This window comes from Streptomyces sp. NBC_00019, assembly GCF_045041015.1.
Lineage (GTDB): Bacteria > Actinomycetota > Actinomycetes > Streptomycetales > Streptomycetaceae > Streptomyces.
In genome coordinates, this window is sequence record NZ_CP108302.1 from 2595954 (window position 1) to 2622685 (window position 26732).

Sequence of the window (26732 nt, forward strand, 5' to 3'; positions counted from 1 at the left end):
TGGACTCATGGCAGACAACAGCGTGCACAGCTACCGGATCGACATCCCCCAGGCCCAGCTCGACGAGCTGCACACCCGACTGGACCTGACCCGCTGGCCGGACGAACTGCCGGACGCGGGCTGGGAGTACGGCGCCTCACTGCCGTATCTCCGCGACCTCGCGGCCTACTGGCGGGGCGCCTACGACTGGCGCAAGCACGAGGCGGCCCTCAACGAGATCCCGCAGTACGTCACGGAGATCGACGGCGCCCAGGTGCACTTCCTGCACATCCGCTCGTCCGCGCCGGACGCGCTGCCGCTGATCCTGACGCACGGCTGGCCGGGCTCGATCGTGGAGTTCCTCGGCGTGATCGACCGGCTGAGCGAGGACCACCATCTGGTCATCCCCGCCATCCCGGGCTTCGGCTTCTCCGGCCCCACCCGCGAGAAGGGCTGGAACGTCAACCGCGTCGCCCGCGCCTGGGCCGAGCTGATGCTCCGGCTCGGCTACGAGCGGTACGGCGCGCAGGGCGGCGACCTGGGCGCGCTGATCTCCCCCGCGCTGGCCCGCATCGCCCCCGAGTCGGTGGTCGGCGTCCATGTGAACGCCGCGTCGGTCGGCTTCATCCCGCTCGGCCCGGTGAGCGAGGAGGAGCGTGCGGGGCTCACCGACCGGGAGGTGCGGAGCCTGGCGAGCATCGCCGAGTTCACCACCGACGGCTTCGGCTACAACACACTGCAGTCGACCCGCCCGCAGACCCTCTCCTACGCCCTCACCGACTCCCCCGTAGGCCAGCTCGCCTGGATCATGGAGAAGTTCCAGGCGTGGACGCACTCCTCGGCCGCACTGCCCGAGGACGCGATCGGCCGGGACACGCTGCTCACCAACGTGATGCTGTACTGGCTGACGGGTACGGCCGGTTCGGCGGCGCGCATGTACTACGAGAACAGCCATGTCGGCGACTGGTTCCCGGTCACGAACTCCGGTGTGCCCACGGCGGTGGCGAACTTCGGCGAGGACGTGGCGATCCGCCGCTGGGCCGAGCAGGCCAACACCCTCGCCCGCTGGACCGAGTTCGACCGCGGCGGCCACTTCGCGGCCCTGGAGGTCCCGGACCTGCTGGCCGGCGACGTCAGGGAGTTCTTCGGCTCGCTGCGGTGAGCGCGGCGGGTCAGTAGGGCAGTTGCGGCACGTCGAAGCAGGTGTCGTCCATGTCGCCCTGCGACACCCACCCCTTGCCGTCCTGCCACCGGGCCACCGACAGACACGTCCTGCGGGTCGTCGGTGGCCCGGCCGACCGCTCGAACCGGACGGGAACCAGCAGCCCGTCGGCGGTGTAGTCCTCGCTGCGGTTCATGAACTCGTCCACGCACGCGCGCGTGACACCGCCGCCGCTCTCCGCACACGACTCGGCGGCCTCCGTGAACCACATCGCGGCCGCCCAGCCCTCCAACTGCCACTGAGAATGCGTCTCCAGCCCCTCGGTGGCGTCCCGGAACTCCCGCACCGCCTCCTGGTCGGTGTCCTCGTAGTTGCGGCTGGAGCCGGTGGCCCACAGGGCGTTGCGGCAGCGCGGGGAGTCCTTGTAGTCGTCGGGGACGGTGGAACTCCAGTTCTGCACATTGGTGACCTTGGCGGTGACCCGCACACCGACGTCGTCCATCGCCTCGCACAACTGGGCGTTGCCGTGCGAGTCGATGGCGTCGAAGACCAGGTCCGCCCCCTGCTCCTTCAGATCGGCCGCGACGGCACGGAAGTTGGGCAGGGCGAAGTCGACCTGCTCGCTCACCACCTCGTAGCCCTCGGCCTCCAGCCCCCGCTCGACGAGCCGGGCGTAGGCGGCCGAGGCGGCCTGGTTGTACGAGACGACGGCGGCCGTACGGGCCCCGTGCTCCCGCTTGAAGTAGCGGTAGACCTCCGTGCCGCCGTACTGCTTGCCGTTCCACCCCTTGGTGCCGTCACGGGGCGCGAGGCTGCCGTATATGCCGTACAGGTGCGGATAGGTGTCGTAGGCGGCCCCGATGGGCTGACCGCCGATGTCGGGCACGCGCGCGTGCGAGACGCGGGAGGCGCCCGCGTAGTCGAGGGCGGTGGTGGCGACCAGGGCCACCACCTCGTCCTCGTCGATCAGCTGGTGCACACAGGTGTTGTTGCCGACGCCGCTGCCGCCGTCGTCGCACTCACGGACCTCGACGCGGCGCCCGTCGATGCCTCCGCGCGCGTTGAGCCGGTCGAACCAGGCCTTGGCGCCGTCGCGAGGGCCGATAAAGGTGTCGCCGCCGACCGGGCTGGTGGCGCTGGTGATGACGCCGACGCGGATCGGCGTGCCGTCCGGCGCGGGACCGGCCCGCTCCCCGTGCTCGAAGTCGCTCTCCGGCAGCCGGCTGCCGCAGGCCGCGCTCAGGACGAGCAGCAGCACCGCGGCCGCGGCCTCAACAGCCCGGAAGGGCCGACGCCGACGCATTGCCGCTCAGTTGGACCAGAGCGCACAGCGTGCTGACGGACACCTTCCAGGTGCCGTCGTCCTCGACCGCCGTCCCGGAGGTGTCCGGCAGGGCGGTGGCACCGTTCATGAGGAGTGTGTACGTCACGGTCGCCTTGGTCGGTGAGGTGAACTCCACCTCGGTGACCTGCGCCTCCACCTGTCCGCCGCGCTCGTCACCGCTGAAGGCCGCCATGACCGGGCCCATCGCCTCGCCGTTCTCCAGGACGGCCTGTTTCGCCTTCGTGGAGGTCTTCGGGTCGAAGAACTTCTCCCAGTTCTCCTTGACCTCCTTCTCGGCCGCCGCCTGGTCGGCGGGCCCACTGGCCGGTGCGCTCGTCTGCGGCGCACTGGTCGTCGTCTCCGGGGTCGGGGTCATGGACGGGGTCTCGTTCCCGCCGCTGTCGTCGCTGCAGGCCACGAAGGCCGGGGCGAGGAGGAGCACCAGGGCGGTCAGTGCCGCCGTACCCCGTCCCGCCTGGCGTGGGCCGCGGCCCCGCCGTGCGTTCCCCCGCCTGAGGTCGCTCCCGAGAACCATCTGGCTCACCACCGGGTGTCGGTCCGGGCCATGTGCGCCCGGTGCTTTCAGGGTCAGCTTCCAGAAGGCATAGTGCAAGCCATTGGCTGACATGGACAGACACGTGACGTGTGGGGGCCAGAGATGCGGACAAGCCGACTGCGGACCGTGCACCCCGTTCTGTGGGCCGGCTGGGCCGCGCTCGCCGCGGGTGCGGTGCTCTGCGTCATCGGCTGGTACGGCGTCTCCGGCGAGCGCTACGCCGAACGTCAGCTGCCCTACCTGGCCTCCTGCACGGTCCCCGGCGCCGCGCTGATCATCGCCGGAGCGGTGCTGCTCGCACACGGCCGCAACACGATCGCCGCGCTGCGTGTGGAGGAGCTGTACGGCCTCCTGGTCGCCACGGAACCCGCGGACGCCGAGGAGCCCGGCCGGGCCACGGCGCCGATCGCCGTCAGCGGGGACCTGCTGATGGTGCCGGGCGGCACCCTGTGGCACCGCGCGGACTGCCCGCTGGTCTCCGGAAAGGTGGAGGCCGTGCCGGTGGACGCCAAGCTGGCGGCGAGCGGCGAGTTGGGTCCCTGTCCCATCTGCGAGCCCGCCGAAGAAACCGACTGATGTCGTCCCTCACGTACGACCTGACACTCGCCGGCCTCTCGGTCGGCAGCGCCGCCGCCCTCACCGGAATCGGCCTGATCGTGACGTACCGCGCAACGGGGGTGCTGAATTTCGCGCACGGGGCGATCGCGATGGTGTGCGCGTTCGTGCTGCGCCAGTGCGTGGTGGAGTGGGACTGGCCCCTGTGGGCGGGCGCCACGCTGACGCTGCTGGTCCTGGCGCCGAGTCTCGGCGTGGTGCTGGAGCGTTTCGTCTTCCGTCCGCTGTCGGTCCTGGGCAGCGACCCGGCGCAGACGCTGGTCGCGTCCATCGGGGTGTTCGTGCTGCTGGTGGGCGGGGCGGCGCTGGTGTGGGGGCAGGGGGCGCGGGACGACGCTCCGGAGCTGGTGTCGGCGGACCCGTGGGGTCAGCTCGCCGTGGTGCTGGTGCTGGCCGGGGGCGTGGGGGCGGTGATCCGCTGGACGCGCTTCGGGCGGGAGCTGCGGGCCGTGGTGGACGACCGGCAACTGGCCGTGCTGGGCGGGATCGACGCGGACCGGGTGGCCGCGGCGGGCTGGGCGTTCGGCTCGTTCACGGCGGGCCTGACGGGCGTGCTGCTGGCGCCGTTCGTACGCCTGGACCCGTACGGCCTGCCGCTGTTGGTCATGGAGGTCGTCGCGGTCGCGGTGGCGGCACGGATGCGCAGTCTGCCGGTCGCCGTGGTGGTCGCGCTGGGCATCGGGGTGGCGCAGAGCCAGCTGACGCGGCTGCATCCGTCGGGCTGGGGCGAGCCGCTGCTGCAGGCGGTGGGGGCGAACCTGTTCGTGGTGGCGCTGCTGGTCGCGGCGCTCGTGCTGCCGCGGATCGGCACCCGCGACGCCCTCCCGCGCACGGCCACCGCGCGCGTGGCCACTCCGCCGGGCGCGTGGATCGTGGCGGTGGTGCTGTTCTTGTTGCCGTTGGGCTTCGCGGGCTCGGATCTGCATACGTCGGTGCAGGTGCCGGCGCTGGGCGTGGTGCTGCTGTCGCTGGTGGTGGTCACGGGGCGCGGCGGTCAGATCTCGCTGGGACAGGCGGCGTACGCCGGACTGGGCGCCCTGTTCACGGCGCTGCTGGCGGCGGGCCGCTTCCCCGGACTGCCTCGCCTTCCCGAACTGGCCGCGCTCGCGGTGGCCGTCGTGCTGGTGGCGCCCCTGGGCCTGCTGACCGGCTGGCCCGCGATCAGCCGCCGGGGCCTGGCGCTGGCTCTGGCCACCTTCGCGGTGGGCGTGGGGGTGAGCCGCTTCGTCTTCGCCCAGCCGTACGCCACGTCGGGGCTGTCGCTGGGCCGCCCGTCGGGCTTCGACGGCGACCGGGCGTACTACGTCCTGGAGTTGGCGCTCCTGGCAGCGGCCCTTCTGGCGACGCGCCGGCTCCGCACGGGCCGTACGGGCAGAGCGCTGGCGGCGATGCGCGACCACGAGGCGGGCGCGTCGGCGGCGGGCGTCCAGGTCCCGTCCCTCAAACTCCTGGCCTTCGTGGCGGGCGCCGCGCTGGCCGCCCTCGGCGGCGGAATGCTCGGCATGGGCCTGCGCGCCTTCGACCCCGGCGCCTACGACCCCGTCCGCGGGCTGCTGTGGTTCGCGGCCGTGGTGGTCCTGGGCGCCGACAGCACCCTGGGCGCACTGCTGGCAGCGGCGCTCCTGGTGGGACTGGACGCGGGCGCGCGGGGCGGGATGGCGGCGGCCCTGATCGGCGTACTCGCGGTACTGGTCGGCCGTTTCCCGGGCGGCCCGTACGAGGCGTTGCGAACGGCGGCGGGAAGACTGCGGCTGCGGCGACGAGCGGCGCTGACACCGCTCGGGGACCGGGTGCGGGGAAGGCTGCGGCCGGTGGAGCAACGCCCCGCGCGTGCAGCGACGTTGGCCGGAGCGGCGAGCAGGGCACAGGCAGGACGACCGCCGGCCGCCGATACGCATGCCACAGCCGCCGACGGCGCTCCACCCCCGCAGGGGCCACCCGCACCCACACTCAAAGCCCGTAACCTCAAAGCCCGCTACGGCAGTTTCACCGCCCTGGACGGAGTCGACCTGGACATCACACCAGGAAGCGTCACCGCGATCATCGGCCCCAACGGCGCAGGCAAGAGCACCCTGTTCCACTGCCTGGCCGGAACGCTCCGCCCCACCAGCGGCAGGATCCTCCTCGGCACCCGGAACATCACCCGCCTCCCCGCCCACGCCCGCACCCGCCTCGGCATCGCCCGCACCTTCCAGCAACTCGCGGTCTTCCCCTCGTTGACCGTGACCGAAAACGTTCACGTGGGCGCCGAACAGGGACACCGCCCCGACCCCGCCGCCGTAGAGCGAACCCTCAGGCTCCTCGCCCTGGACGGCCCGCTCCGAGACCTCCCCGCCGCCGCCCTCCCCACCGGCACCCTGCGTCGCGTGGAACTCGCCAGAGCCCTCGCCGGCAGCCCCCGGGTCCTCCTCCTCGACGAACCCGCCGCCGGCCTGGACACGGCTGAAGTGACCGCCCTGACCCGTGTGCTGAAGGCCCTCGCCGCCGACGGCACGGCCCTCCTCGTCGTGGAGCACGACCTCGACCTGGTCGCCGACCTCGCCGACGTCGTGCACGTCATGTCGGCGGGCCGCATCGTCGCCTCGGGCCCGCCCGACCATGTCCTGGACACCGCTCGGACAGCCGCCCCATGACCATCTCCCTGCGCCACGCGCGCGTGCGCTACGGCCCCCTGGAGGCCCTCCACGGCATCACCCTCGCCGCCCCGGGCCCCGGCCTCACCGTCCTGCTGGGCCGCAACGGCAGCGGCCGTACGACCGCCCTGCGCGCCATCGCCGGCACCGTGCCGCTGTCCGGCGGCGCCGTGGTGTGGGACGGCACCGACGTGACCCGCGTACCCGCCCACGAGCGCGCCCGGCACGGCCTGTGCCTGGTCCCCGAGCGGCAGGCGGTGTTCGGCTCGCTCACGGTGCGCGAGAACCTGACGCTGGCCGCACCGTCGTACGACCGGGCTCTCGACGCCTATCCCCAGCTCACCGCGCTGCTCCCGCGCCGCGCGGGCACCCTCTCCGGCGGCGAGCAGCGCATGCTGGCCCTCTCCCGCGCCCTGCTGGCACGCGCGCGCGTGGTGCTCGCCGACGAACCGACGCAGGGCATGTCGCCGACGGTAGCGGCCCGCACGTACGACCTGTTGAGCGGGCTCGACGCCTGCGTGGTCGTCGCCGAGCAGCGGCTGCCGCCCGTCCTGCACGGCCGGACGGCCGTCGTGTACGAACTGCGCCGCGGCACGGTCGTGTTCAGCGGAGAGGCCGCCGAACTGGGCCCGCCGACAGGGGCGGACCGAACACGGCCGAGTCCCGGGTAGCACTCTTCGATTCCTTCGGGACGACCAGCAGCGTGCCCACGTTCAGCCGGTCCGGGTAGTCGCCGATCATCTCCTTGTTGGCCTGGTAGAGCGCCCGCCAGCCGCCCTGGATGCCGTACTTGCGGGCGATCGCCGAGAGCGTGTCGCCGGGTTTCACCGTGTGCATACGGCCCTTGAGCCCGTACCGCTTCGAACAGACCGGCCAGGCCTCCCAGCCCTGCACGGCCAGCACCTCCTGGGCGACGGCGATCTGCTGCTCACGGGTGGCGAGATCCGCGCGCGGGGCGTACGTCAGGCCGCCGAACTCCTCCCAGGTGGGCTGCCAGAACTGCAGTCCGCCGTAGAAGCCGTTGCCGGTGTCGGCGTCCCAGCGCCCGCTGCTCTCGCACAGCGCGACACAGCTCCAGGGCCACCCGTCGCGGGCACAGTCGTACGGCACGGAAAGGGGCGACGGACCGGGGGCCGGGGGCGGTGGTGCCGCGTACGCCGGGGCGGGCGCCGCTCCGGCGAGCAGACAGGCGGCGGCGAGGAGGAGCTTGATCGGCATGCGGTACATCGGCCCACGCTAAGCAGTGCCGGGCGGACGGCCGTCGATACGCGGCGGAAGGCCCCAGGGGCCCCACCCGGTCGGCGCACCGAACGGGCGGGGCCCCGTGCCCGGAAAGGGGGGAGCAGCTCAGATCTCGAGACGCTGCCCGGGCACGATCATGTTGGGATCACCGCCGATGACGGCCTTGTTGGCGGCGTGGATCCGCTGCCAGGTGGTCCCGTGCCGGGCGGCGATGCCGCTCAGCGTGTCGCCCTTGCGGACGGTGTAGTCGCCACGGGACGCGCTGCGGTCCGAGTGGCTCTGGGAACGGGCCGGCGCCTTCGACGGCTTGGACGGAGCGGCCTTGGTGGTGGCCGAGCCGGAGGAGACCGAGGGGGCGGTGCCGGACGCTCCGGCCCGGGCGGAACAGGTGGGCCAGGCGCCCCACCCCTGGGCGCGCTGGACCTTGGTGGCCACGGCGATCTGCTGGGACTTGCTCGCCCTGTCCGCCGTCGCCGCGTAGGCGCTGCCGCCGTACGCGCGCCAGGTGGAAGGAGAGAACTGCAGGCCGCCGTAGTAGCCGTTGCCGGTGTTGATGTGCCAGTTGCCGCCGCTCTCGCACTGGGCGATGCGGTCCCACACTCCGCCGTCCGCCGCCGTGGCGTTGCCGGCCGCGGCCAGCAGTCCGAGAGGGGCGAGCAGGGCCGCCCCGGCGAGAACCGCCGTCGTACGCGTCTTACGAACGTTGTCGCGAGTGGTATCGGCACATTCGGACATGTATTTCCCTCTCGAAGGACCCGGGGTCCCCCAAAGCGGGGCGCGCTCCCTGCGCAGGGGCAGGGTCGTCGCGCTCCGCCCCGTCCGCCGGAGGCTGGTGCTGCGAGCTGGCTTTGGTACGGCCGGCGGACGAACCCGAGCGGTGCTCGTTGCACACGGCCGAGGAATCTAGGGAGGGCGACCGCCCGGTATCAACCAATTGCTTGTCACTCCAGGCCAGTTCGCCGTTACCGCAGGTAGCAACTTTTTTCGGCCACCCACTTCATTCGCCGATTTCCTGATTTGTCGACCAGTCGCCTTGGTGATCTGTGACCCACTTCACGCAACCAACTTCCTTGGATTTCCTAGGAATTGACGTTGAGTGCCCGATTCCGGGCCCGGCGTGACCCTGTGCGCCGGATGGTTCGATTCCGTTCGCTCTGGAGCGTGACTCCCGCCACAGATCACCCGTTGTCTTCTTCATGAGCCCGGGACCCACCCGGGCACCGCTTCCTGAGGGAGTCACCCGTGCCGCGCATGCTCGACGTCAGCGACGAGGTTCGCGCCGAGATCGGCGACGATGAGGCCAACCGGCTGCTCGCCGGAGAGAACGCCCCCGGCAGTTACGACTGCACGTCCTGCCGCACCCCGGGCGACTCCGAAGCGGAGCGCACCAGCACCGTCCTGTTCATCGGCGACGAGACCGCCGTCCTCGCCTTCGCCCACGCCACCTGTCTGCCCTCGCAGATCGTCCAAGTCACCGAGGAGCAGCTCCAGGGAGCCGTGCGCTCCATCAGCGGCGACCGTGTCGAGCCGAACCCCGAGAAGGCCGTACCCGAGCAGGCGGTGCTCGGCGTCACCAGCGGACTCGTGCTGATCGCCGGGGAGTTGCACCCGGCGCTCGTGGTCGAACCGACGGCCCCCATCGTGCGCCCCGGCGCGACCGACGTCGGCGACGACTTCCTGCCGCTCCTCATCGAGCAGGGGTTCATGCCGGTGACGCAGCTGACGGAGGTACCGCCGGTGCTGCACGGGTGGTCGGTGCTGCTGGCGATGGGCCAGCTGCACGCGGTCCTTCAGCCGGGGCCGACCGGTGGGCAGCCGGTCGCGTGGTGGCAGGCGCATCAGCCGCTCCAGGTCACGGAGAGCTGGCGGGCCGCCGCGAACAAGCATCAGCAGGTGCTGATGTTCGCGGCGCCGGTGGGATCGATCGGGCGTCAGCCCCGAGAGGACCTGCTGCGGGACGCGATCGACAAGGCGGCGGCCAACGGGAAGTTGGTCGCTGCCGCGATGCCGCTCGCCGGGACCTGAGGACGCCTGCAGTCTCGCGCCCCTGAGCGCAGCCGCATCTCATGATGCTCAGGGTCGTTTGGACATACGTGCACACCTACGACGTTCTCCGCCGCCAGTCCTACCAGTCGATCCCGTCCTCGCGGCCGACTCCGGACCCGCTGTGCGGCCCATCGGCCACGCCGATCTACGACGCGCTCTACGCCGAGTACGTCGAGACGTTCCGCTCGCTGCCGGGTGACCGCAGTGGCGAGGAGGAGCTGGGGTTCACCGCGTTCGGGAACCTTCCGCAGGACGCGTACGGCGGCCACCGGCCGGGGTCGTTCAGCAGCTCGTACAGCGCCTACAGCGCGGGTGCGCACAGTGTCCGCGTCGGGCAGCAGCAGTCGCAGTGGCAGCGCGTCGGACAGATCGGGCAGCACAGCACGATGGTGCAGCATGTGCCGGCGCTGCCGCCCGGCCAGCGCCGCGGCTTCTGACGCAATAGGAAGGGCGGCCCCGACAAGGGGCCGCCCTTCCTGTGTTTCCGCGCTTACTTCTTCTTGGCGCCGCGCTTCTCGCGCACCCGCACCGAGATATGGATCGGGGTGCCGTCGAAGCTGAACTCCTCGCGCAGCCGGCGCTCGATGAAGCGCCGGTAGCCCGCCTCGATGAAGCCGGAGGCGAAGAGGACGAACCGCGGGGGCTTGGTGCCGGCCTGGGTGCCGAAGAGGATGCGGGGCTGCTTGCCACCGCGGACCGGGTGCGGGTGGGCGGCGACCAGTTCGCCGAGGAAGGCGTTCAGGCGGCCCGTCGGAACACGCGTCTCCCAGCCGGCCAGGGCGGTCTCGATCGCCGGGACCAGCTTCTCCATGTGACGGCCGGTGCGCGCCGAGACATTGACCCGGGGCGCCCAGGCGACCTGGGCAAGCTCGGTCTCGATCTCCCGCTCCAGGTAGTAGCGGCGCTCCTCGTCGAGGGTGTCCCACTTGTTGTAGGCGATGACGATCGCGCGGCCCGCGTCCACCGCCATGGTGACGATGCGCTGGTCCTGCACCGAGATGGACTCGGAGGCGTCGATCAGGATGACCGCGACCTCGGCCTTCTCGACAGCGGCCGCGGTGCGCAGCGAGGCGTAGTAGTCGGCGCCCTGCTGGAGGTGGACGCGCTTGCGGATGCCCGCCGTGTCGACGAACTTCCAGGTGACGCCGCCGAGTTCGATGAGCTCGTCGACCGGGTCACGGGTGGTGCCCGCGAGTTCGTTGACGACGACGCGCTCCTCGTTGGCCACCTTGTTCAGGAGGGAGGACTTGCCGACGTTCGGGCGGCCGATGAGCGCGATGCGGCGCGGACCGCCGACAGCGGTGCCGAAGGTCTGCTCAGGCGCCTCCGGCAGGGCCTCCAGGACGGCGTCCAGCATGTCGCCGGTGCCGCGGCCGTGCAGCGAGGAGACCGGGTGCGGCTCGCCGATGCCGAGGGACCACAGAGCGGTGGCGTCGGCCTCGCCGCTCTGGCCGTCGACCTTGTTGGCGCAGAGCACCACGGGCTTGTTGGCCTTGCGGAGCAGCCGGACGACGGCCTCGTCGGTGTCGGTGACGCCGACCTTGGCGTCGACGACGAAGACGACCGCGTCGGCGGCCTCGATCGCGTATTCGGCCTGCGCGGCCACGGAGGCGTCGATGCCGAGGACGTCCTGCTCCCAGCCGCCGGTGTCGACGACCTTGAAGCGGCGGCCCGCCCACTCGGCCTCGTAGGTCACGCGGTCGCGGGTGACGCCGGGCTTGTCCTCGACGACGGCCTCGCGGCGGCCGATGATGCGGTTCACCAGGGTCGACTTGCCGACGTTCGGGCGGCCGACGACGGCGAGCACGGGCAGCGGCCCGTGACCGGCCTCCTCGATCGCGCCCTCGACGTCCTCGAGATCGAAGCCCTCTTCCGCGGCGAGCTCCATGAACTCCGCGTACTCGGCATCGCCAAGCGCTCCGTGGTCGTGCTGCTCGCCCGAGCCGTCGGAGTGGATGTGGTCGTTCATGAAGTCCGTACCTCGTCGTTCATCGTGGTGATCGGTGGACCACCCGGTTTCTCCGGTTTGATCCACTACTTAGTGTCGCTCAGCGCCCGGTCAGGCGCCTGGCGTTTTCCAGGTGCGTGGTGAGCTGCTTCTGGATGCGCTCGGTCGCCTCGTCGAGCGCCTTACGGGTACGCCGCCCGCTGCCGTCGCCCGCCTCGAACGGGTCACCGAAGACCACGTCGACACGGCTGCGCAACGGAGGCAGCGCCTTTATCAACCGTCCGGGACGGTCGGAACTTCCCAGCACGGCGACCGGGACGATCGCGGCGCCGCTGCGGACGGCGAAGTACGCGAGCCCGGCGCGCAGCGCGGCGAAGTCGCCCTCGCCTCGGGTGCCCTCCGGGAAGATCCCGAGAACACCGCCGGCCGAGAGCACGTCCAGGGCCTGGGTGATGGCCGTGCGGTCGGTGCCCGACCGGTCGACCTTGACCTGCCCGATGGCGAGCAGGAACGGGTCGAGGGGGCCGATGAACGCTTCCTTCTTGATCAGGAAGTGCGTCGGCCGGGGCGCCACGCCCATGACCATCGGGCCGTCGATGGCGTGGGAGTGGTTGACGGCATAGATCACCGGGCCGGTCGCGGGCACCTTCCAGGCGCCCAGCACGCGCGGCTTCCACAGCCCGTACATCAGGCCGACGCCGATGCGCCGCCCGACCTCTGCACCCCGCTCCGAAGGGACGGTCACTTCCCGGCCCGCTTCTCCTCGACGAGGGTGACGACGCACTCGATGACCTGCGTCAGCGTGAGCTCGGTGGTGTCCACCTCGACCGCGTCGCCGGCCTTGGCGAGCGGCGAGGTCTTCCGGCTGGAGTCGGCCGCGTCCCGCTTGACCAGGGCCTCGCGGGTGGCGTTGACGTCCGCGCCCTTCAGCTCACCGCTGCGGCGGGCGGCACGCGCCTCCGGGGAGGCGGTGAGGAAGATCTTGAGGTCGGCGTCGGGCAGCACGGTCGTACCGATGTCCCGGCCCTCGACGACGATGCCCTGCTCCGCCGAGGCGGCGATCGAGCGCTGCAACTCGGTGATCCGGGCCCGCACCTCCGGCACCGCGCTCACCGCGCTCACCTTGGAGGTGACCTCCTGGGTGCGGATCGGCCCGGCGACGTCGGTGCCGTCGACGGTGATCGTCGGGTCGGCCGGGTCGGTGCCGGAGATGATCTCCGCCTTGCCTGCCACGGCGGCGATCGCGGTCGGGTCCTCGATGTCGATCCCGTTGGTCACCATCCACCACGTGATCGCCCGGTACTGGGCGCCGGTGTCCAGGTAGCTCAGACCGAGCTGCGCCGCGACGGCCTTCGACGTGCTCGACTTGCCGGTGCCGGAGGGACCGTCGATGGCGACGATCACGGGCTGGGCGGCGCCGTTTTCCACGGGAGGACACCTTCCTGGTGCGGTGTGGTGGGGAGTGCGGGGTGCGATGGGGCCCCGCACAAGGGTACTGGCTCGCCAGCGGCCTCTTTACTGGCGGATGGCCCAGCCACGCTCCCGCAGTGCCGCCGTCAGGACCGGCGCCGTCTGCGGCTCCACCATCAGCTGCACCAGACCCGCCTGCTGTCCGGTCGCGTGCTCGATGCGCACGTCCTCGATGTTGACCCCGGCCCGTCCCGCGTCCGCGAAGATACGGGCCAGCTGACCGGGCTGGTCGTCGATGAGGACAGCCACGACCTCGTAGGTGCGCGGGGCGGACCCGTGCTTGCCGGGTACCCGCACCTGGCCCGCGTTCCCGCGCCGCAGCACGTCCTCGATGCCAACGGCTCCCTCACCGCGCTTGGCCTCGTCGGAGGACTGCAGGGACCGCAGCGCCTGCACCGTCTCCTCGATGTCGGCGGCGACGTCGGTGAGCAGGTCGGCGACCGGCCCCGGGTTCGCGGAGAGGATGTCGATCCACATCCGGGGGTCGGACGCGGCGATCCGGGTCACATCACGGATGCCCTGGCCGCACAGTCGTACGGCGGCCTCCTCGGCGCTCTCCAGCCGCGCGGCGACCATGCTCGACACCAGGTGGGGCATGTGGGAGACCAGCGCGACGGCGCGGTCGTGGGCGTCGGCGTCCATCACGACCGGTACGGCACGGCAGTGCGAGACCAGTTCCAGGGCGAGGTTCAGCACCTCGGTGTCGGTGTCCCGGGTCGGCGTCAGCACCCAGGGGCGGCCCTCGAAGAGGTCGCCGGTCGCGGCCAGCGGGCCGGACTTCTCGCGGCCGGACATGGGGTGCGTGCCAATGTACGAGGCGAGGTCGACGCCGAGCGCCTCCAGTTCGCGGCGCGGTCCGCCCTTGACGCTCGCCACGTCGATGTAGCCGCGGGCCACGCCCCGGCGCATGGCGTCGGCGAGCACCGCGGCCACATGGGCGGGCGGGGCGGCGACGATCGCGAGGTCGACGGGTCCCTCGGGCTCCTCGTCGGTGCCGGCGCCGAGCGCGGCGGCGGTGCGGGCCTGCTCGGGGTCGTGGTCGGCCAGGTGGACCTGGACGCCCCGGCTGACCAGCGCCAGCGCGGCGGACGTGCCGATGAGGCCGGTGCCGATGACGAGTGCGGTTCTCACTGGGCGATGTCCTTGCGCAGGGCGGCCGCGGTGCCCAGGTAGACGTGGTTGATCTCGGTACGGGACCGGTCGGACTCTATGTGCGCGAGGATCCGCACGACGCGGGGCATGGCGCCCTCGATGTCGAGCTCCTGGGCGCAGATGAGCGGGACGTCCACGATGCCGAGCTTGCGGGCCGCGGCCGCCGGGAAGTCGCTGTGCAGATCCGGAGTGGCCGTGAACCAGATGCTGATCAGGTCGTCCGCGGTGAGGTCGTTCCGCTCCAGGACGGCGGTGAGCAGCGCTCCGACCTGCTCGTCCATGTGACCGGCTTCGTCCAGTTCGAGTTGGACGGCGCCCCGGACCGCTCGTACCGCCACGGCTGTGCTCCTTGCTGATGTACGGCTCTTGGTACATCCAGCGTAGTCAGCCCGCGTCGGGGCGGTGTGCCCCGCCCGCCCGCTGAGACACCTACAGGTTCTGCTGCCTGGCGAGGTCTTCGAGGCCGGCCGGGACCTGTCCGTCCGGCGTCAGCTTGTCCACGACCCGCGGCAGCACCTGGGCCAGCTCGTCCGCGGCCGTGTCCGTGGAGACGCCCGTCTCCTCGGCGACCTGCTGGAGGGTCTCGTCGGGCAGCGCGTGCTGGATCTGCGCGCCGGTCACGGACTGGTTGGCGCCGGTGCCGACCCAGGAGTCCTTCTGTTGGGCGAGGCCGGACCTGGCCAGGGTGTCGAGCAGTCCGCCCAGCGGGTTGTTGCCGTTGCCGCCCTGTTTGCCGAGCGCGGAGAGCAGCGCGCCAAGGATGTTGCTCCCGCTGGAACCGTTGCCCGAGCCGAGGAGTCCTCCCAGAAGACTGCCGAGGTCGTTACCCGCCATGGTCATACCTTTCGCGAGGTCGGCCGAGCCCGGGGGACCCGGCGCCGAACTCTGCCAATGTCACCCAGATTGCCCTATTCCGCTACTTGTGGTGAGAACGCGCCCGTGCGCCTCTGGACTCAAGGCCCCGGGTCCGCTCTCATGGCAGGAAGCCCGCCTCGGGGGAGGCCCGTATGAAGCGCTCCGGACCGCTGCTCACCCTTCTCGCGGGTCTGCTGGTAGGCCTGTTCATGCTGTCGCTGAACGCGACGACGGGCGAGAAGACCACCTCGTCCTCGGTGCAGGAGTCGCCGAGCACCAAGGCGTCACCGAGCCCGACTCCCACGCGGACGACCCCGTCTCCGTCCCCCTCGCCGTCGAAGGTGCCCGTCCCGAACGCCGACTACGCGGGCCGCACCGACGACGACTCCTCCGCGATCGCCGTGTCCCTGCGCGACGGCCGGGCGATCGCGTACTTCTGCGACGGCCGGGACAAGGAGTCGTGGCTCAAGGGCGACGTCGAGGACGACGGCACCATGAAGCTCACCGCCAAGGACGGCTCGAAGCTGAACGGCACCCTCAAGGAGGGCAAGCGGATCAGCGGCACGGTCGACATCGGCGGCGGGCACTACACCTTCACCGCCGACAAGGCGATCAAGCCGTCCGGCCTGTACCGGGCGACGGCCACCGTGCGCGACGCGAAGTTCGACGGCGGCTGGATCGTGCTGAAGGACGGCAGCCAGGTCGGCATCCTCAAGAAGGACGGCAAGCCCTCCCCCGCACCCGAGATCGACCCGGAGACCGGCGTGGTGACGGTCGACGGACAGCAGCTCACGGCCCGCCCCGTCACCCCCTGAACTCCAGTCCGTACGAGGGAGCCGACATGACCGCCGACCCGAACGCCGCCACCCAGGGATTCCCCTCTCCCCAGCCCTCCGAACCGCGGCCGAGCCCGGCGCGCTATCTGGTTCCCGCGCTGGTCGCCGCCGCGGTGGCGGTCGCCCTCGGTGTGTACGGCAAGGTCCACGACCCGGCGGGGACCGCCTTCAACCTCGCCGGTTTCAGCAGCACGGGCGCGGTGAAGTCCTGGATGGCGACGGTCGCGATCTTCTTCGCCGTCGTCCAGTTCTTCTCGGCGCTGATGATGTACGGCAGGCTGCCGGGCCCGAGCTGGTCAGGGGTGCTGCACCGCTGGTCGGGGCGGGTGGCGTTCCTGGTGGCGGTGCCGGTGGCGGTGCACTGTCTGTACGCGCTGGGCTATCAGACGTACGAAACGCGCGTTTTCTGGCACTCCCTCCTGGGTTGCTTCTTCTTCGGAGTGTTCAGTGCCAAGATGCTGCTGCTCCGCTCGGAGCGACTCCCCAACTGGCTGCTGCCGATCGTCGGCGGGCTCGTCTTCACCGCGCTCACGATCATCTGGCTGACCTCCGCCCTCTGGTTCTTCCGCACCTTCGGAGTGACGACATGACGACTCACGGCCCGACGCGACGCACGGTCCTCCTCGCGACCGGGGCCGCGGCGTTCACCGTCGGCTGCGGCGAGTACGGCAACGAGGGCGACTCCGGGTCCGACACCGTCGAGGCCTCCGCCGGCCAGGAACTGGCGAAGACCAGCGAGATCCCGGTCGGCGGCGGCAAGATCTTCAAGGACGAGAAGGTCGTCGTCACCCAGCCGAAGGAAGGCGAGTTCAAGGCCTTCACCAGCATCTGCACTCACCAGCGGTGCCCGGTGGCCAACGTCGACGGCGGCACCATCAACTGCACTTGCCACGGCAGCAAGTTCAGCATCACGGACGGCTCGGTGGAGAACCCGCCGGCGCCCCGCCCGCTGGCCGAGAAGAAGATCACGGTGCAGGGCGGCTCGATCCGGCTGGCCTAGTCCCAGAGAGCGCCGAGCGTCGCCAGCTCGCTCTGGTACTCGATCCGGTCCGCCCACTCGGCGGGCCATACGTCGGCCCCGTGGTACGCCCCCGCGAAGGCCCCCGCCAGACAGGCGATCGAGTCGGAGTCCCCGGCGGTGCAGGCGGCCCGCCGCAGGGCCGTCACCGGTTCGTCGACGAACAGCAGGAAGCACAACAGCCCGGTCGCCAGCGCCTCCTCGGCGATCCACCCCTCACCGGTCGCCAGACACGGATCGGTCTCCGGGGACACCGAACGGACCGCTTCCTGAAGGCGCCCGAGGATCTCCAGGCACTCGTCCCAGCCGCGCGCGATGAAGTGCTCGGGCGTCGGGTCCTGACTGCGGGTCCACAGGTCGCCGAGCCAGCGGTGGTGGTACCGGGTCCGGTTCTCGACGGCGTACGACCGCAGCAGCCCGACCAGTCCGGTCGGCTCGGCACCCTGGGCGAGCAGCCGTACGGCGTGCGCGGTGAGGTCGGACGCGGCGAGCGCGGTCGGGTGCCCATGAGTGAGCGCGGACTGCAACTGGGCGGCGCCGGAGCGCTGTTCGTCGCTCAGGCCGGGGACCAGGCCGACGGGGGCGACGCGCATGTTGGCACCGCAGCCCTTGGAGTGGATCTGGCTGGCGTCCTGCCACAGCCGCCCTTCGGTCTTCAGCAGATTGCACGCGACGAGACAGGTCCGGCCCGGCGCGCGGTTGTTCTCCGGCGATTGGTACCAGTCCACGAACTCCTCGCGCACCGGACGCTCCATCCGCTTGGGCGCGAGCAGCCCGCGGTCCATGGCCGTGCGCAGCCCTCGCCCCAGCGCCAGCGTCATCTGTGTGTCGTCCGTGACGATCGCCGGCTTCGGCAGCTCCATCTCCCGCCACGGCCCGCACTTGGCGAGGATCGACGGCACGTCGTTGAACTCGGTCGGGAAGCCCAGCGCGTCCCCCAGGGCGAGCCCCAGCAGGGCCCCCGTGGCGGCGCGCTTCCTGACGGTCGTGGCGGTCATGCTGGACGTCCTTCCCGAGGCGTTCGGAGCAGAGGCGGATGGAGCGTCGTGGCCGTGCCCGCGCGGTAGAGCGCGGCCGGTTTGCCGCGGCCGCCGGTCAGTCGCGCGGCGCCCGGGACCGGTTCGACGAAGCCGGGCGTGGCGAGCACCTTGCGCCGGAAGTTGGGGCGGTCGAGGGCGGTGCCCCACACGGTCTCGTAGACCTGCTGCAGCTCGCCGAGCGTGAACGCCGTCCCACAGAAAGCGGTGGCGAGGCAGGTGTACTCGAGCTTGGCGCCGACGCGTTCCTGGGCGTCGGCCAGGATCCGGTCGTGGTCGAAGGCGAGCGGTCGCGCTTTGCCGTACGGCACCCAGCGGGCGTCCGCGACGTCGCTGCCGCCGTGCGGCTCGGGCGGGTCCGGCAGCAGCGCGGCGAAGGCGACGGACACGACGCGCATCCGGGGGTCGCGGTCGGGCTCGCTGTAGGTGCGCAGCTGTTCCAGATGCAGCCCGGAGACGTCCGACAGTCCGGTCTCCTCGGCGAGTTCACGCCGGGCGGCCGTCTCGGCGGACTCGTCCGGCTGCACGAAGCCGCCGGGCAACGCCCAGTGCCCGGCGTACGGCTCCTGTCCGCGCTCCACGAGCAGGACGTGCAGAGCGCCCTCGGTGACGGTGAGGACGGCGAGATCGACGGTGACGGCGAAGGGCTCGTAGGCGTACTTGTCGTATGCGTCCACGCGCCCCCACCCCTTTAATAGTCACTACGACTATAAAGCTGCCGGATGGGATCGCACAACCCGGGTAACCGCACCGCATGAGCGAGATCCTGGTGGGCACGTGTTCGTGGACGGACCGGGCGTTGACCGGCAGCGGCTGGTATCCGCCGGGGCGACGGGACGCCGAGGGACGGTTGCGGCACTACGCCGAGCGGTTCCCGGTCGTCGAGGTCGACTCGTCGTACTACGCGTTGCCCGGCGCCGGCACCAGCCGGCAGTGGGCCGAGCGGACGCCATCGGGCTTCGTCTTCGACGTGAAGGCGTTCTCGCTGCTCACCGGGCATCCGACACGGAGTTCCGCGATGCCGGGCGGGCTGTCCGCCGAGCCCGGGAACCCGGCGGTGCTGGACGAGGTGTGGGCGCGGTTCACCGAGGGGATCGAGCCCCTTCGGGCGGCCGGACGGCTCGGCAGCGTGCTGTTCCAGTTCCCGCCATGGTTCCGGCCCGGACAGCGGGCCGGGGAGTTCCTGCGGGAGTGCGCCGAGCGGACCGCCGGGTGGCCGGTCGCCGTGGAGTTCCGGCATCCCGGCTGGTGGCGCAGCGAGTGGGCGGACGTGACCTGCGCGCTGCTCGCCCGGTACGGCATGACCACCGTGGCCGTCGACATGACCCAGGCACTCCCCTCCTCGATCCCGCCCGTCGCTCCCGTCACCTCACCGCGGCTGTCCGTCGTCCGCTTCCACGGTCGCAGCGCGGCCTGGGGATCGGGGAGCAAGGAGGACCGCTTCCGGTACGAGTACGGCCAGGACGAACTCGCCGAGTGGCTGCCCCGGTTGCGCTCGCTCGCCGGGCGGGTCGAGCAGCTCCACGTCCTGTTCAACAACTGCTGCGCCACCGCGTCCGTCCGTGCCGCGGAGACGATGCGGCGCCTGCTGGCCGGCGCCGGTCGGTCCTGGGCGCTCGACGACGGCGAACCCTCCCGGACGGGCGGTGCGAACCCCACGCCGACCGCCGCCGCCCGGAGCGCGGGCCCGCGTCCGTCGGGGCAGGCGGCCCGGGAGTCCTAGCTAGCCGCCGAAGAACCCACCGGACTCATCCCGGGAAGGAATCGCGCCGCCCCAGGAAGGCCAGGAGCCGGGCGCCGGGCGGCGCGCAGGGCGGGACGGCGACCGGCTCCGCGAACCGCACCCCTCGGTCCTCCTCGGTGACCACGCACCGCGCGATGGGCAGCAACTCGGCCGCGAGCGCGACCGGGAAGGGCCGCGACCGCCCACTGGCCTGCGCCACGTCCCAGCCGTGCACGGCGATCTCGACGGCGCCGACCGCGCCCATCACCCGTACGTCCAGCGGCCGTTCTCCGACCTGGACCAGATCACGAGGGCCGGCCGCCCAGGCACCGAGCACGGCGCACGCGCGCGTACGGAAGCCGCACACGCGGTCGCTCTGCGGGAGCAGTCCGATCCGCCCGCCGGTCAGCCCTTCGTGCAACGCGTCCAGGGAGTCGTCGAGATGCTCGAGCAGCTCCCCCAGATCCCACGCCGCACAGGGCGTCGCCCGGCCCAGTCCGGCAGCCCCCACCACGGCCACGCTCCCCAGCGCATACGCGAGCGAACGCTCCAGCAGCTCCCCCGGGTTCATGACCGCACCTCGGGCAGCTCGACGCGGGCGAACAGCCCCGCAGCCGTCGCAGGGACCCTCAGCGGCTCCTCAGGCGCCTCTGACGGCCCGCCGAGCCCGGCGAGCAGCGGACGCCGCGCGCGGCTCTCCAGGGCCGTCAGACACGTGCTGGTGGCGATCCGGTGCGGCCCGGTCCGCGAGGACGCCCGGCCCTCGTCCCCGTCATGGCCCCGCCGGGCCCGCAGATCCGTCGTCGCGGTCATGCCCGCTCCCCTCGTCCGTGTGGGATAGAGACCGGCGGCAGCGCCAAAACGAATCGGCCGGCCCCGGAGAAGAATCCGGAACCGGCCGTCGTACGGACGAAACGCCAAGACCTAGAGGTCGACTTCCTTCATGAGCATCCCGACCTCCGTGTTGGACAGCCGCCGCAGCCAGCCCGACTTCTGGTCGCCCAGGGTGATCGGGCCGAAGGCGACCCGCACCAGCTTGTCGACCGGGAAGCCGGCCTCCGCCAGCATGCGGCGCACGATGTGCTTGCGGCCCTCGTGCAGGGTGACCTCGACGAGGTAGTTCTTGCCGGTCTGCTCGACGACCCGGAAGTGGTCCGCCTTCGCGTACCCGTCCTCCAGCTGGATGCCGTCCTTCAGTCGCTTGCCCAGGTCCCGCGGGATCGGACCAACGATGTGCGCGAGGTAGACCTTCTTCACGCCGTACTTGGGGTGGGTCAGCCGGTGCGCCAGCTCGCCGTGGTTGGTGAGCAGGATGACACCCTCGGTCTCGGTGTCGAGCCGACCGACGTGGAAGAGCCGCGTCTCACGGTTGGTGACGTAGTCGCCGAGGCACTGACGGCCCTCGTTGTCCTCCATCGTGGAGACGACGCCGGCCGGCTTGTTCAGCGAGAAGAACTGGTACGACTGCGTCGCGACCGTCAGGCCGTCGACCTTGACCTCGTCCCTCTCCGGGTCGACACGCCTGCCCTGCTCCAGGACGATCTCGCCGTTGACCTCGACCCGCGCCTGCTCGATGAGCTCCTCGCAGGCCCGCCGGGAGCCGTAGCCCGCACGCGCGAGGATCTTCTGCAGACGCTCGCCCTCCTGCTCGGCGCCCGGGAAGGTCTTGGGCAGCTTGACGTCCTTCTTGTTCGCGTACCGCTCGCGGTTGCGCTCCTCGGCCCGCGCCTCGTACTCGCGGGAGGTCGCGGGGACCCAGCGGCCGCGCCCGGTGCCCTGGCCCTGCTTGGGCCCGCCCTTGGCACCGCCGCGCGCGGAGGTGCCACGCCCGGACTTCGGTCCGTCATGGGTCCCGCCCGGCCCTACGTCATAGCGGCGCTCCTCGGGACGGGGCTTGCCCTCGCGCTTCGGCTTGTCGTCGCGCCCTCCCCCGCCCTTCGGCTGGGAGCCGCGTCCACCCGTCCCGCGGGGGTTGCCGCCCCCACCGGTTCCCCGGGGCTTGCCGCGCCCGCTGTTGTTGCCACTGCCGCTGCCACTGCTTCGCATCAAAGTTCCGTCGTCGTCGTGTCGTCTGCATCTGCATCCGGTGCGTCCGGATCGAACGACGGGACCCCTTCCAGCGTCTCGGCCTCGATCGCCTCCGCCTCGGGGAGAAAGGGCGCGAGCTCCGGGAGCTCGTCCAGGCCTCGCAGGCCCATCCGCTCCAGAAAGTAGTTCGTCGTCACGTACAGGATCGCACCTGTTTCGGGTTCCGCGCCCGCCTCCTGGACCAGACCGCGCTGGAGGAGGGTCCGCATGACCCCGTCACAGTTGACTCCTCGTACGGCAGAGACCCTGCTGCGGCTCACCGGCTGACGGTAGGCGACGACGGCCAGGGTCTCCAGGGCCGCCTGGGTGAGCCGGGCCTGCTGGCCGTCCAGCACGAAGCCCTCGACAGCCGCCGCGAACTCGGGCCGGCTGTAGAAACGCCAGCCCCCGGCGATCAGCCGCAGCTCGAACCCGCGCCCCTGGACGGTGTACTCGTCGGCCAGCTCCCGCAGCGCGTCCGCGATCTGCCGCTTGGGCCGCTGGAGGATCTTCGAGAGGTGTTCCTCGGTGGCGGGCTCGTCCACGACCATGAGGACGGCCTCCAGGGCGGGCTTGAGATCGAGGTCGGCGACGGTGCGCTGCCCGGCCCGGACGTCGGTGGTCTCCTCGCTCACGCCTTGTCCTCCTTGGGCGGCTCGGGCGGTCGGTCGAACTCGTCGGTCACCATCGGCTCGGCGTCGCCCTCCCCGCCGGTCCACCGCACGATGAGGTCACCGAGGGCCGTCTCCTGGTCCAGCGCGACGGCCTTCTCCCGGTACAGCTCCAGCAGCGCCAGGAATCGCGCCACGACGGTGAGGGTGTCGTCGATGTCCTCGACCAGCGTCCGGAAGCTGGCCTCGCCGAGCTCCTTCAGCCGGGCCACGACGATTCCGGCCTGCTCCTGCACGCTGACCAGCGGCGCGTGGATGTGGTCGACGTACACCTGCGGCTTGGGCTTGGGCTGCATCGCCTTCACGGCGAGCTTCGCGAACCCCTCCGGGCCGATGCTGATGACGACCTCGGGCAGCAGTTCTGCGTGGTGCGGTTCGAGGCCGACGGTACGGGGGTAGCGGCGGGCTTCCTCGTCGAGGCGGTGGTTGAAGATGTCGGCGATCTGTTTGTACGCGCGGTACTGCAGCAGCCGCGCGAACAGCAGGTCCCGCGCTTCTAGGAGCGCGAGGTCGGCCTCGTCCTCGACCTCGGCGGAGGGCAGCAGACGGGCCGCCTTGAGATCGAGGAGCGTGGCGGCGACCACGAGGAACTCGGTCGTCTGGTCCAGGTCCCAGTCCGGCCCCATCGCCCTGATGTGCGCCATGAACTCGTCGGTCACCTTGGACAGGGCGACCTCGGTCACGTCCAGCTTGTGCTTGGAAATCAGCTGGAGGAGGAGATCGAAGGGACCTTCGAAGTTGGAGAGACGGACCTTGAAGACACCGTCGCCGGGTTCCTGGGGTTCGGCGGGGGTCTCACGAGGCGGGGCCTCGGGCTCCGGTTCGGGTTCCGGCTGGGGTTCCGGCTGGGGTTCCGGTACGACGACCTCGGGCTCCGCGACCTCCGGCTCCGGTTCCGCTGCCGGCACGGGTGGGCGCAACGGCCCACCGGCCTCGGCCGGAGACTCGACCGCAGCCACCGACTCGCCCTCCGGCTCAACCCGCAGAGCGCCCCGCCCCAGCACACGCCGACGACCGGCAGGTGCGCCGGGGGCGGGAACGTCGTTCGAGGTCATGGCCCCCGCAGGCTACCGCTACCGCCCGCGCAGTCGGCGTACGAGGATGCTCGCGTCTCCCCGGGACTCCAGATCGGCCAGCACCACGGCGACCGCCTCGCGGACGATGCGCCCGCGGTCGACGGCCAGCCCGTGCTCGCCGCGGAGCACCAGACGGGCGTGCTCCAGATCCATGAGCTCCTCGGCGGAGACGTACACGGTGATCTTCTCGTCGTGCCGCTCACGCCCGCTGGGCCGACGTGAGGCCGCCCGGGCACCGCCACGCTGCTTGCGCGGCGCGGCAGAACCTTCCTGCGCGTCCTGACGTCGCCCGGAGCGCTCCGCGTCCCGGCTGCGGGACTCGCCGGCCGCGGCCGGTTCCGTGGCCACATGCTCCGCCCCGTCGCCGTCACCGCCCTGCGCGGGCACCGACTGCGGCGCGTCCTCGGACGACCCGGCCGCGGCCCCGTCGCTCTCCCCCGCGGGTGCGGGCACCCGGGCTTCGCCGTTGGCCCCCCGCCGCGGAGTGGACGGCTGGAGCGCCATTCCCCCTGTCGTACGGAAGAGTTCGTCGGCCCCCGGCAGACTCACTCGGCGTGACACCGGGCGAGCACCTCCCTGGCGAGCTGGCGGTAGGCGGCGGCGCCGACGGAGTTGGAAGCGTACGTGGTGATCGGCTCACCGGCGACCGTGGTCTCCGGGAAGCGGACCGTGCGCCCGATGACCGTGTGGTAGACGTGGTCGTCGAACGCCTCGACGACACGCGCGAGCACCTCACGGCTGTGCACGGTGCGCGAGTCGTACATCGTGGCGAGGATCCCGTCGAGCTCCAGCTCCGGGTTGAGCCGCTCCTGGACCTTCTCGATGGTCTCCGTCAGCAGGGCGACACCGCGGAGGGCGAAGAACTCACACTCCAGTGGCACTATCACCTTGTGCGCGGCCGTCAGGGCGTTGACCGTGAGCAGACCCAGTGAAGGCTGACAGTCGATCACGATGTAGTCGTAGTCGGCCATGAGCGGCTTCAGGGCCCGCTGCAATGTCGACTCGCGCGCGACCTCGGAGACCAGCTGGACCTCCGCCGCCGACAAGTCGATATTGCTCGGCAGCAGGTCCATGTTGGGAACCGCGGTCTTCAGCAGGACCTCGTCGGCCGCCATGCCCCGCTCCATGAGCAGGTTGTAGACGGTGAGGTCGAGCTCCATCGGGTTGACACCGAGGCCCACCGACAGCGCGCCCTGCGGGTCGAAGTCCACGAGCAGCACGCGACGTCCGTACTCCGCGAGCGCGGCACCCAGGTTGATGGTCGACGTCGTCTTGCCGACGCCGCCCTTCTGGTTGCACATCGCGATGATCTTCGCGGGTCCGTGATCGGTCAGCGGACCCGGGATCGGGAAGTACGGCAGCGGGCGACCGGTCGGACCGATGCGCTCACGGCGCTGACGGGCAGCGTCGGGAGCGAGCGTGGCCGCGTACTCCGGGTCGGGCTCGTATTCGGCGTCGGGGTCGTAGAAGTGCCCCTCGGGCAGTTCGTCGTAGTCGGCGAACTGGCTGTGGGGCGCGCCACTTCCGTCGCCGGCCATGGCGTTCACGTGATGGCCATCCATGCTCTGGTGTGCTGACAGAGTCACCCTTCGGTTCAGGTGGCTCTGGTGGGCTGCGAAGGTGCGCACCGCGACGGAGCCGACAGCCTCGAACCCCGCGGGGCCCTCAGCCCGTGCAGGCGTTCCTGGTTGACCACCTCCGGGAGTAAATGTCGACTCATTCACAAGTCGTCTTACCTCCTTGGTGACCAGGAAACTTCTAGACAAGGTCAGCGTGGCACCATGCCGACGGTTGGCGACTCTATGGCGTGTCGGGTGTTCACAGCAACACAATCCGCCGGACCCGGCAGGATGTGTCGGCAATCAAACATCGCGCTGTCAAGGGCGTACGGCCGTCGCACAGCAGGTTTCACCGGTGTGCGAATCGACCAAAGGGTTACGTTCGAGGCGAGTTGACCGAGCGTCGCAAAGTGACCATACACACATGTGGCCGGACCTTGTCGGGCAAGGTCCGGCCGCCTGTGAGTGGTTGACGCGCCTTATTGACGTATCGCCTTTACGAAAAGGTGACTTAGCCGATCAGGGCCTCGAGCTCCACATGCTCCAGGCCGTGCGCCTCGGCGACCTCCTTGTAAACGACCTTGCCGTCATGGGTGTTGAGACCCTTGGCGAGCGCGGCGTCACGGCGCAGCGCCTCGACCCAGCCGTGGTCGGCGAGTTCGACGATGTACGGCAGCGTCGCGTTGGTGAGCGCGTAGGTGGAGGTGTTGGGCACCGCGCCGGGCATGTTGGCGACGCAGTAGAAGACCGAGTCGTGGACCTTGAAGGTCGGCTCGGCGTGGGTGGTCGGCCGGGAGTCCTCGAAGCAGCCGCCCTGGTCGATCGCGATGTCGACAAGGACACTTCCGGGCTTCATGCGCGACACGAGCTCGTTGGTGACCAGCTTCGGGGCCTTGGCGCCCGGGATGAGCACCGCGCCGATGACGAGGTCGGCGTCCAGGACGGCCTTCTCCAGCTCGAAGGCGTTGGACATGATCGCCCGGACCTTGGTGCCGAAGACCTTGTCCGCCTCGCGCAGCTTGTTGATGTCACGGTCGAGCAGCGTGACATGGAAGCCCATGCCGACGGCGATCTGCGTGGCGTTCCAGCCGGAGACGCCGCCGCCGATGACGACGGCCTTCGCGGGCTGGGTGCCGGGCACGCCACCGGGGAGCACGCCACGGCCGCCGGCCGAGCGCATCAGGTGGTAGGCGCCGACCTGCGGGGCGAGCCGGCCCGCGACCTCGGACATCGGGGCGAGGAGCGGCAGGGCGCGCGAGGGCAGCTCGACCGTCTCGTAGGCGATCGCCGTGGTGCCGGACTCGATGAGCGCGTCGGTGCACTCCTTGGAGGCGGCCAGGTGCAGGTAGGTGAAGAGCGTCTGGTCCTTGCGGAGGCGGTGGTACTCCTCGGCGATGGGCTCCTTGACCTTGAGCAGCAGGTCGGCGGTGGCCCACACCTCGTCGGCCGTGGCAAGGATCTGCGCGCCCGCGGCGACGTACTCGACGTCCGGGATCGACGAGCCGAGACCGGCGTTCTGCTCGATGAGGACCTGGTGGCCGTGGCGCACCAGCTCGTGCACGCCGGCGGGGGTGATGGCCACCCGGAACTCGTTGTTCTTGACCTCGCGGGGGATGCCGACCTTCACGTCGATCACGGTCCTTGGCTCAGAGGGTGTGGGGCAATACAACACATACCCGGGCACGCATGAGCACACCGGTATGCACCGCAGGAGAAGGTGCGGCAGAGCCAGTCTAATGAAGGTGTTCCCGCTGTCTAGCCTT

At 71.0% G+C, this 26732-nt stretch carries 29 protein-coding genes and 1 pseudogene; 10 read left to right on the top strand and 20 right to left on the bottom strand.

Annotated elements, in window-relative coordinates; genetic code table 11:
- Positions 1–7: 7 nt before the first annotated feature.
- Positions 8–1141: an epoxide hydrolase family protein gene (locus tag OHU89_RS12435; RefSeq protein WP_405642399.1), complete on the top strand. Its 1134-nt coding sequence runs from the start codon at positions 8–10 to the stop codon at positions 1139–1141.
- Between the two features lie 10 nt (positions 1142–1151).
- Here OHU89_RS12435 and OHU89_RS12440 read toward each other — a convergent pair whose 3' ends face one another.
- Together OHU89_RS12440 and OHU89_RS12445 are read right to left on the bottom strand one after the other, a co-directional pair.
- Positions 1152–2444, bottom strand: a complete 1293-nt coding sequence (locus OHU89_RS12440) for an ABC transporter substrate-binding protein (RefSeq protein WP_405642401.1) — start codon at positions 2442–2444, stop codon at positions 1152–1154.
- Positions 2413–3000: a hypothetical protein gene (locus OHU89_RS12445; protein WP_405642403.1), complete on the bottom strand. Its 588-nt coding sequence runs from the start codon at positions 2998–3000 to the stop codon at positions 2413–2415. The genes OHU89_RS12440 and OHU89_RS12445 overlap by 32 nt, the downstream gene beginning before the upstream one ends.
- A 123-nt stretch (positions 3001–3123) precedes the next feature.
- Between OHU89_RS12445 and OHU89_RS12450 the strand changes: the two genes are divergently transcribed.
- From OHU89_RS12450 to OHU89_RS12460, 3 genes are read left to right on the top strand one after another with little or no spacing between them, the layout of a single operon-like run.
- Entirely contained in the window at positions 3124–3597 is a 474-nt protein-coding gene (locus OHU89_RS12450) for a hypothetical protein (protein ID WP_405642405.1), read from the top strand.
- Positions 3597–6269, top strand: coding sequence for an ABC transporter permease subunit (locus OHU89_RS12455; RefSeq protein ID WP_405642407.1), 2673 nt, complete (start codon positions 3597–3599; stop codon positions 6267–6269). The genes OHU89_RS12450 and OHU89_RS12455 overlap by 1 nt, the downstream gene beginning before the upstream one ends.
- Positions 6266–6940, top strand: a complete 675-nt coding sequence (locus OHU89_RS12460) for an ATP-binding cassette domain-containing protein (RefSeq protein ID WP_405642408.1) — start codon at positions 6266–6268, stop codon at positions 6938–6940. Before OHU89_RS12455 ends, OHU89_RS12460 begins: the two co-directional genes overlap by 4 nt.
- Here OHU89_RS12460 and OHU89_RS12465 read toward each other — a convergent pair.
- Entirely contained in the window at positions 6873–7496 is a 624-nt protein-coding gene (locus OHU89_RS12465) for a transglycosylase family protein (RefSeq protein WP_405642410.1), read from the bottom strand. The two genes, OHU89_RS12460 and OHU89_RS12465, sit on opposite strands and share 68 nt — an antisense overlap.
- A gap of 120 nt (positions 7497–7616) precedes the next feature.
- Positions 7617–8246: a transglycosylase family protein gene (locus OHU89_RS12470; protein ID WP_405642412.1), complete on the bottom strand. Its 630-nt coding sequence runs from the start codon at positions 8244–8246 to the stop codon at positions 7617–7619.
- Positions 8247–8753: 507 nt separating this feature from the next.
- Between OHU89_RS12470 and OHU89_RS12475 the strand changes: the two genes are divergently transcribed.
- Both OHU89_RS12475 and OHU89_RS12480 read left to right on the top strand, forming a co-directional pair.
- Entirely contained in the window at positions 8754–9536 is a 783-nt protein-coding gene (locus OHU89_RS12475) for a hypothetical protein (RefSeq protein ID WP_405642414.1), read from the top strand.
- Between the two features lie 68 nt (positions 9537–9604).
- Positions 9605–9994, top strand: a complete 390-nt coding sequence (locus OHU89_RS12480; RefSeq protein ID WP_405642415.1) for a hypothetical protein — start codon at positions 9605–9607, stop codon at positions 9992–9994.
- Between the two features lie 53 nt (positions 9995–10047).
- On the opposite strand, the gene der is transcribed toward OHU89_RS12480, so the two are convergent.
- The 6 genes and pseudogenes from der to OHU89_RS12510 form a co-directional block, all read right to left on the bottom strand.
- Positions 10048–11526: a ribosome biogenesis GTPase Der gene (gene der / locus OHU89_RS12485; RefSeq protein WP_405642417.1), complete on the bottom strand. Its 1479-nt coding sequence runs from the start codon at positions 11524–11526 to the stop codon at positions 10048–10050.
- A 79-nt stretch (positions 11527–11605) separates the two neighbouring features.
- Positions 11606–12193 carry a lysophospholipid acyltransferase family protein gene (locus OHU89_RS12490; protein ID WP_405654450.1) on the bottom strand — a complete coding sequence of 196 codons (588 nt, stop codon included), beginning with the start codon at positions 12191–12193 and terminating at the stop codon, positions 11606–11608.
- Positions 12194–12246: 53 nt separating this feature from the next.
- On the bottom strand, positions 12247–12933 hold the full coding sequence (cmk, locus tag OHU89_RS12495; protein ID WP_365399324.1) for a (d)CMP kinase: 687 nt from the start codon (positions 12931–12933) through the stop codon (positions 12247–12249).
- Between the two features lie 87 nt (positions 12934–13020).
- A complete protein-coding gene (locus tag OHU89_RS12500; RefSeq protein ID WP_405642420.1) occupies positions 13021–14106 on the bottom strand; it encodes a prephenate dehydrogenase in 1086 nt (361 codons plus the stop codon).
- Positions 14103–14465 (bottom strand): chorismate mutase, encoded by a 363-nt coding sequence (aroH, locus tag OHU89_RS12505; RefSeq protein ID WP_405642422.1) that lies wholly within the window; start codon positions 14463–14465, stop codon positions 14103–14105. Before aroH ends, OHU89_RS12500 begins: the two co-directional genes overlap by 4 nt.
- Before the next feature lie 91 nt (positions 14466–14556).
- Positions 14557–14997, bottom strand: a pseudogene (locus OHU89_RS12510) (YidB family protein); the annotation flags it as partial.
- A gap of 137 nt (positions 14998–15134) precedes the next feature.
- Here OHU89_RS12510 and OHU89_RS12515 point away from each other — a divergent pair.
- From OHU89_RS12515 to OHU89_RS12525, 3 genes are read left to right on the top strand one after another with little or no spacing between them, the layout of a single operon-like run.
- The gene (locus OHU89_RS12515; protein WP_266894393.1) at positions 15135–15797 is read left to right on the top strand and encodes a hypothetical protein; all 663 of its coding nucleotides are present in this window, start codon (positions 15135–15137) and stop codon (positions 15795–15797) included.
- 26 nt (positions 15798–15823) lie between these two features.
- A complete protein-coding gene (locus tag OHU89_RS12520; protein WP_405642423.1) occupies positions 15824–16408 on the top strand; it encodes a DUF6529 family protein in 585 nt (194 codons plus the stop codon).
- A complete protein-coding gene (locus OHU89_RS12525) occupies positions 16405–16818 on the top strand; it encodes a Rieske (2Fe-2S) protein (protein WP_405642425.1) in 414 nt (137 codons plus the stop codon). Before OHU89_RS12520 ends, OHU89_RS12525 begins: the two co-directional genes overlap by 4 nt.
- On the opposite strand, the gene OHU89_RS12530 is transcribed toward OHU89_RS12525, so the two are convergent.
- On the bottom strand, positions 16815–17834 hold the full coding sequence (locus OHU89_RS12530; RefSeq protein ID WP_405642427.1) for an ADP-ribosylglycohydrolase family protein: 1020 nt from the start codon (positions 17832–17834) through the stop codon (positions 16815–16817). The two genes, OHU89_RS12525 and OHU89_RS12530, sit on opposite strands and share 4 nt — an antisense overlap.
- Positions 17831–18550, bottom strand: coding sequence for an NUDIX hydrolase (locus tag OHU89_RS12535; RefSeq protein ID WP_405642428.1), 720 nt, complete (start codon positions 18548–18550; stop codon positions 17831–17833). Before OHU89_RS12535 ends, OHU89_RS12530 begins: the two co-directional genes overlap by 4 nt.
- Positions 18551–18627: 77 nt before the next feature.
- On the opposite strand from OHU89_RS12535, the gene OHU89_RS12540 reads away from it, so the two are divergent.
- Positions 18628–19596 (top strand): DUF72 domain-containing protein, encoded by a 969-nt coding sequence (locus OHU89_RS12540; RefSeq protein ID WP_405642430.1) that lies wholly within the window; start codon positions 18628–18630, stop codon positions 19594–19596.
- Positions 19597–19621: 25 nt separating this feature from the next.
- Here OHU89_RS12540 and OHU89_RS12545 read toward each other — a convergent pair whose 3' ends face one another.
- From OHU89_RS12545 to ald, 8 genes are all read right to left on the bottom strand, one after another.
- Entirely contained in the window at positions 19622–20167 is a 546-nt protein-coding gene (locus OHU89_RS12545; protein WP_405642432.1) for a TIGR03086 family metal-binding protein, read from the bottom strand.
- Positions 20164–20409, bottom strand: coding sequence for a hypothetical protein (locus OHU89_RS12550; protein ID WP_405642434.1), 246 nt, complete (start codon positions 20407–20409; stop codon positions 20164–20166). Before OHU89_RS12550 ends, OHU89_RS12545 begins: the two co-directional genes overlap by 4 nt.
- A 111-nt stretch (positions 20410–20520) precedes the next feature.
- The gene (locus OHU89_RS12555; RefSeq protein ID WP_405642436.1) at positions 20521–21642 is read right to left on the bottom strand and encodes a pseudouridine synthase; all 1122 of its coding nucleotides are present in this window, start codon (positions 21640–21642) and stop codon (positions 20521–20523) included.
- A complete protein-coding gene (scpB, locus tag OHU89_RS12560; RefSeq protein WP_267016282.1) occupies positions 21642–22298 on the bottom strand; it encodes an SMC-Scp complex subunit ScpB in 657 nt (218 codons plus the stop codon). Before scpB ends, OHU89_RS12555 begins: the two co-directional genes overlap by 1 nt.
- Positions 22295–23389, bottom strand: a complete 1095-nt coding sequence (locus OHU89_RS12565) for a segregation and condensation protein A (RefSeq protein ID WP_405642438.1) — start codon at positions 23387–23389, stop codon at positions 22295–22297. Before OHU89_RS12565 ends, scpB begins: the two co-directional genes overlap by 4 nt.
- An 18-nt stretch (positions 23390–23407) precedes the next feature.
- Entirely contained in the window at positions 23408–23971 is a 564-nt protein-coding gene (locus tag OHU89_RS12570; protein WP_405642439.1) for a hypothetical protein, read from the bottom strand.
- Entirely contained in the window at positions 23956–25134 is a 1179-nt protein-coding gene (locus OHU89_RS12575; RefSeq protein WP_171145042.1) for a ParA family protein, read from the bottom strand. Before OHU89_RS12575 ends, OHU89_RS12570 begins: the two co-directional genes overlap by 16 nt.
- A 346-nt stretch (positions 25135–25480) precedes the next feature.
- Positions 25481–26605 carry an alanine dehydrogenase gene (ald, locus tag OHU89_RS12580; RefSeq protein WP_405642442.1) on the bottom strand — a complete coding sequence of 375 codons (1125 nt, stop codon included), beginning with the start codon at positions 26603–26605 and terminating at the stop codon, positions 25481–25483.
- Between the last annotated feature and the right edge of the window lie 127 nt (positions 26606–26732).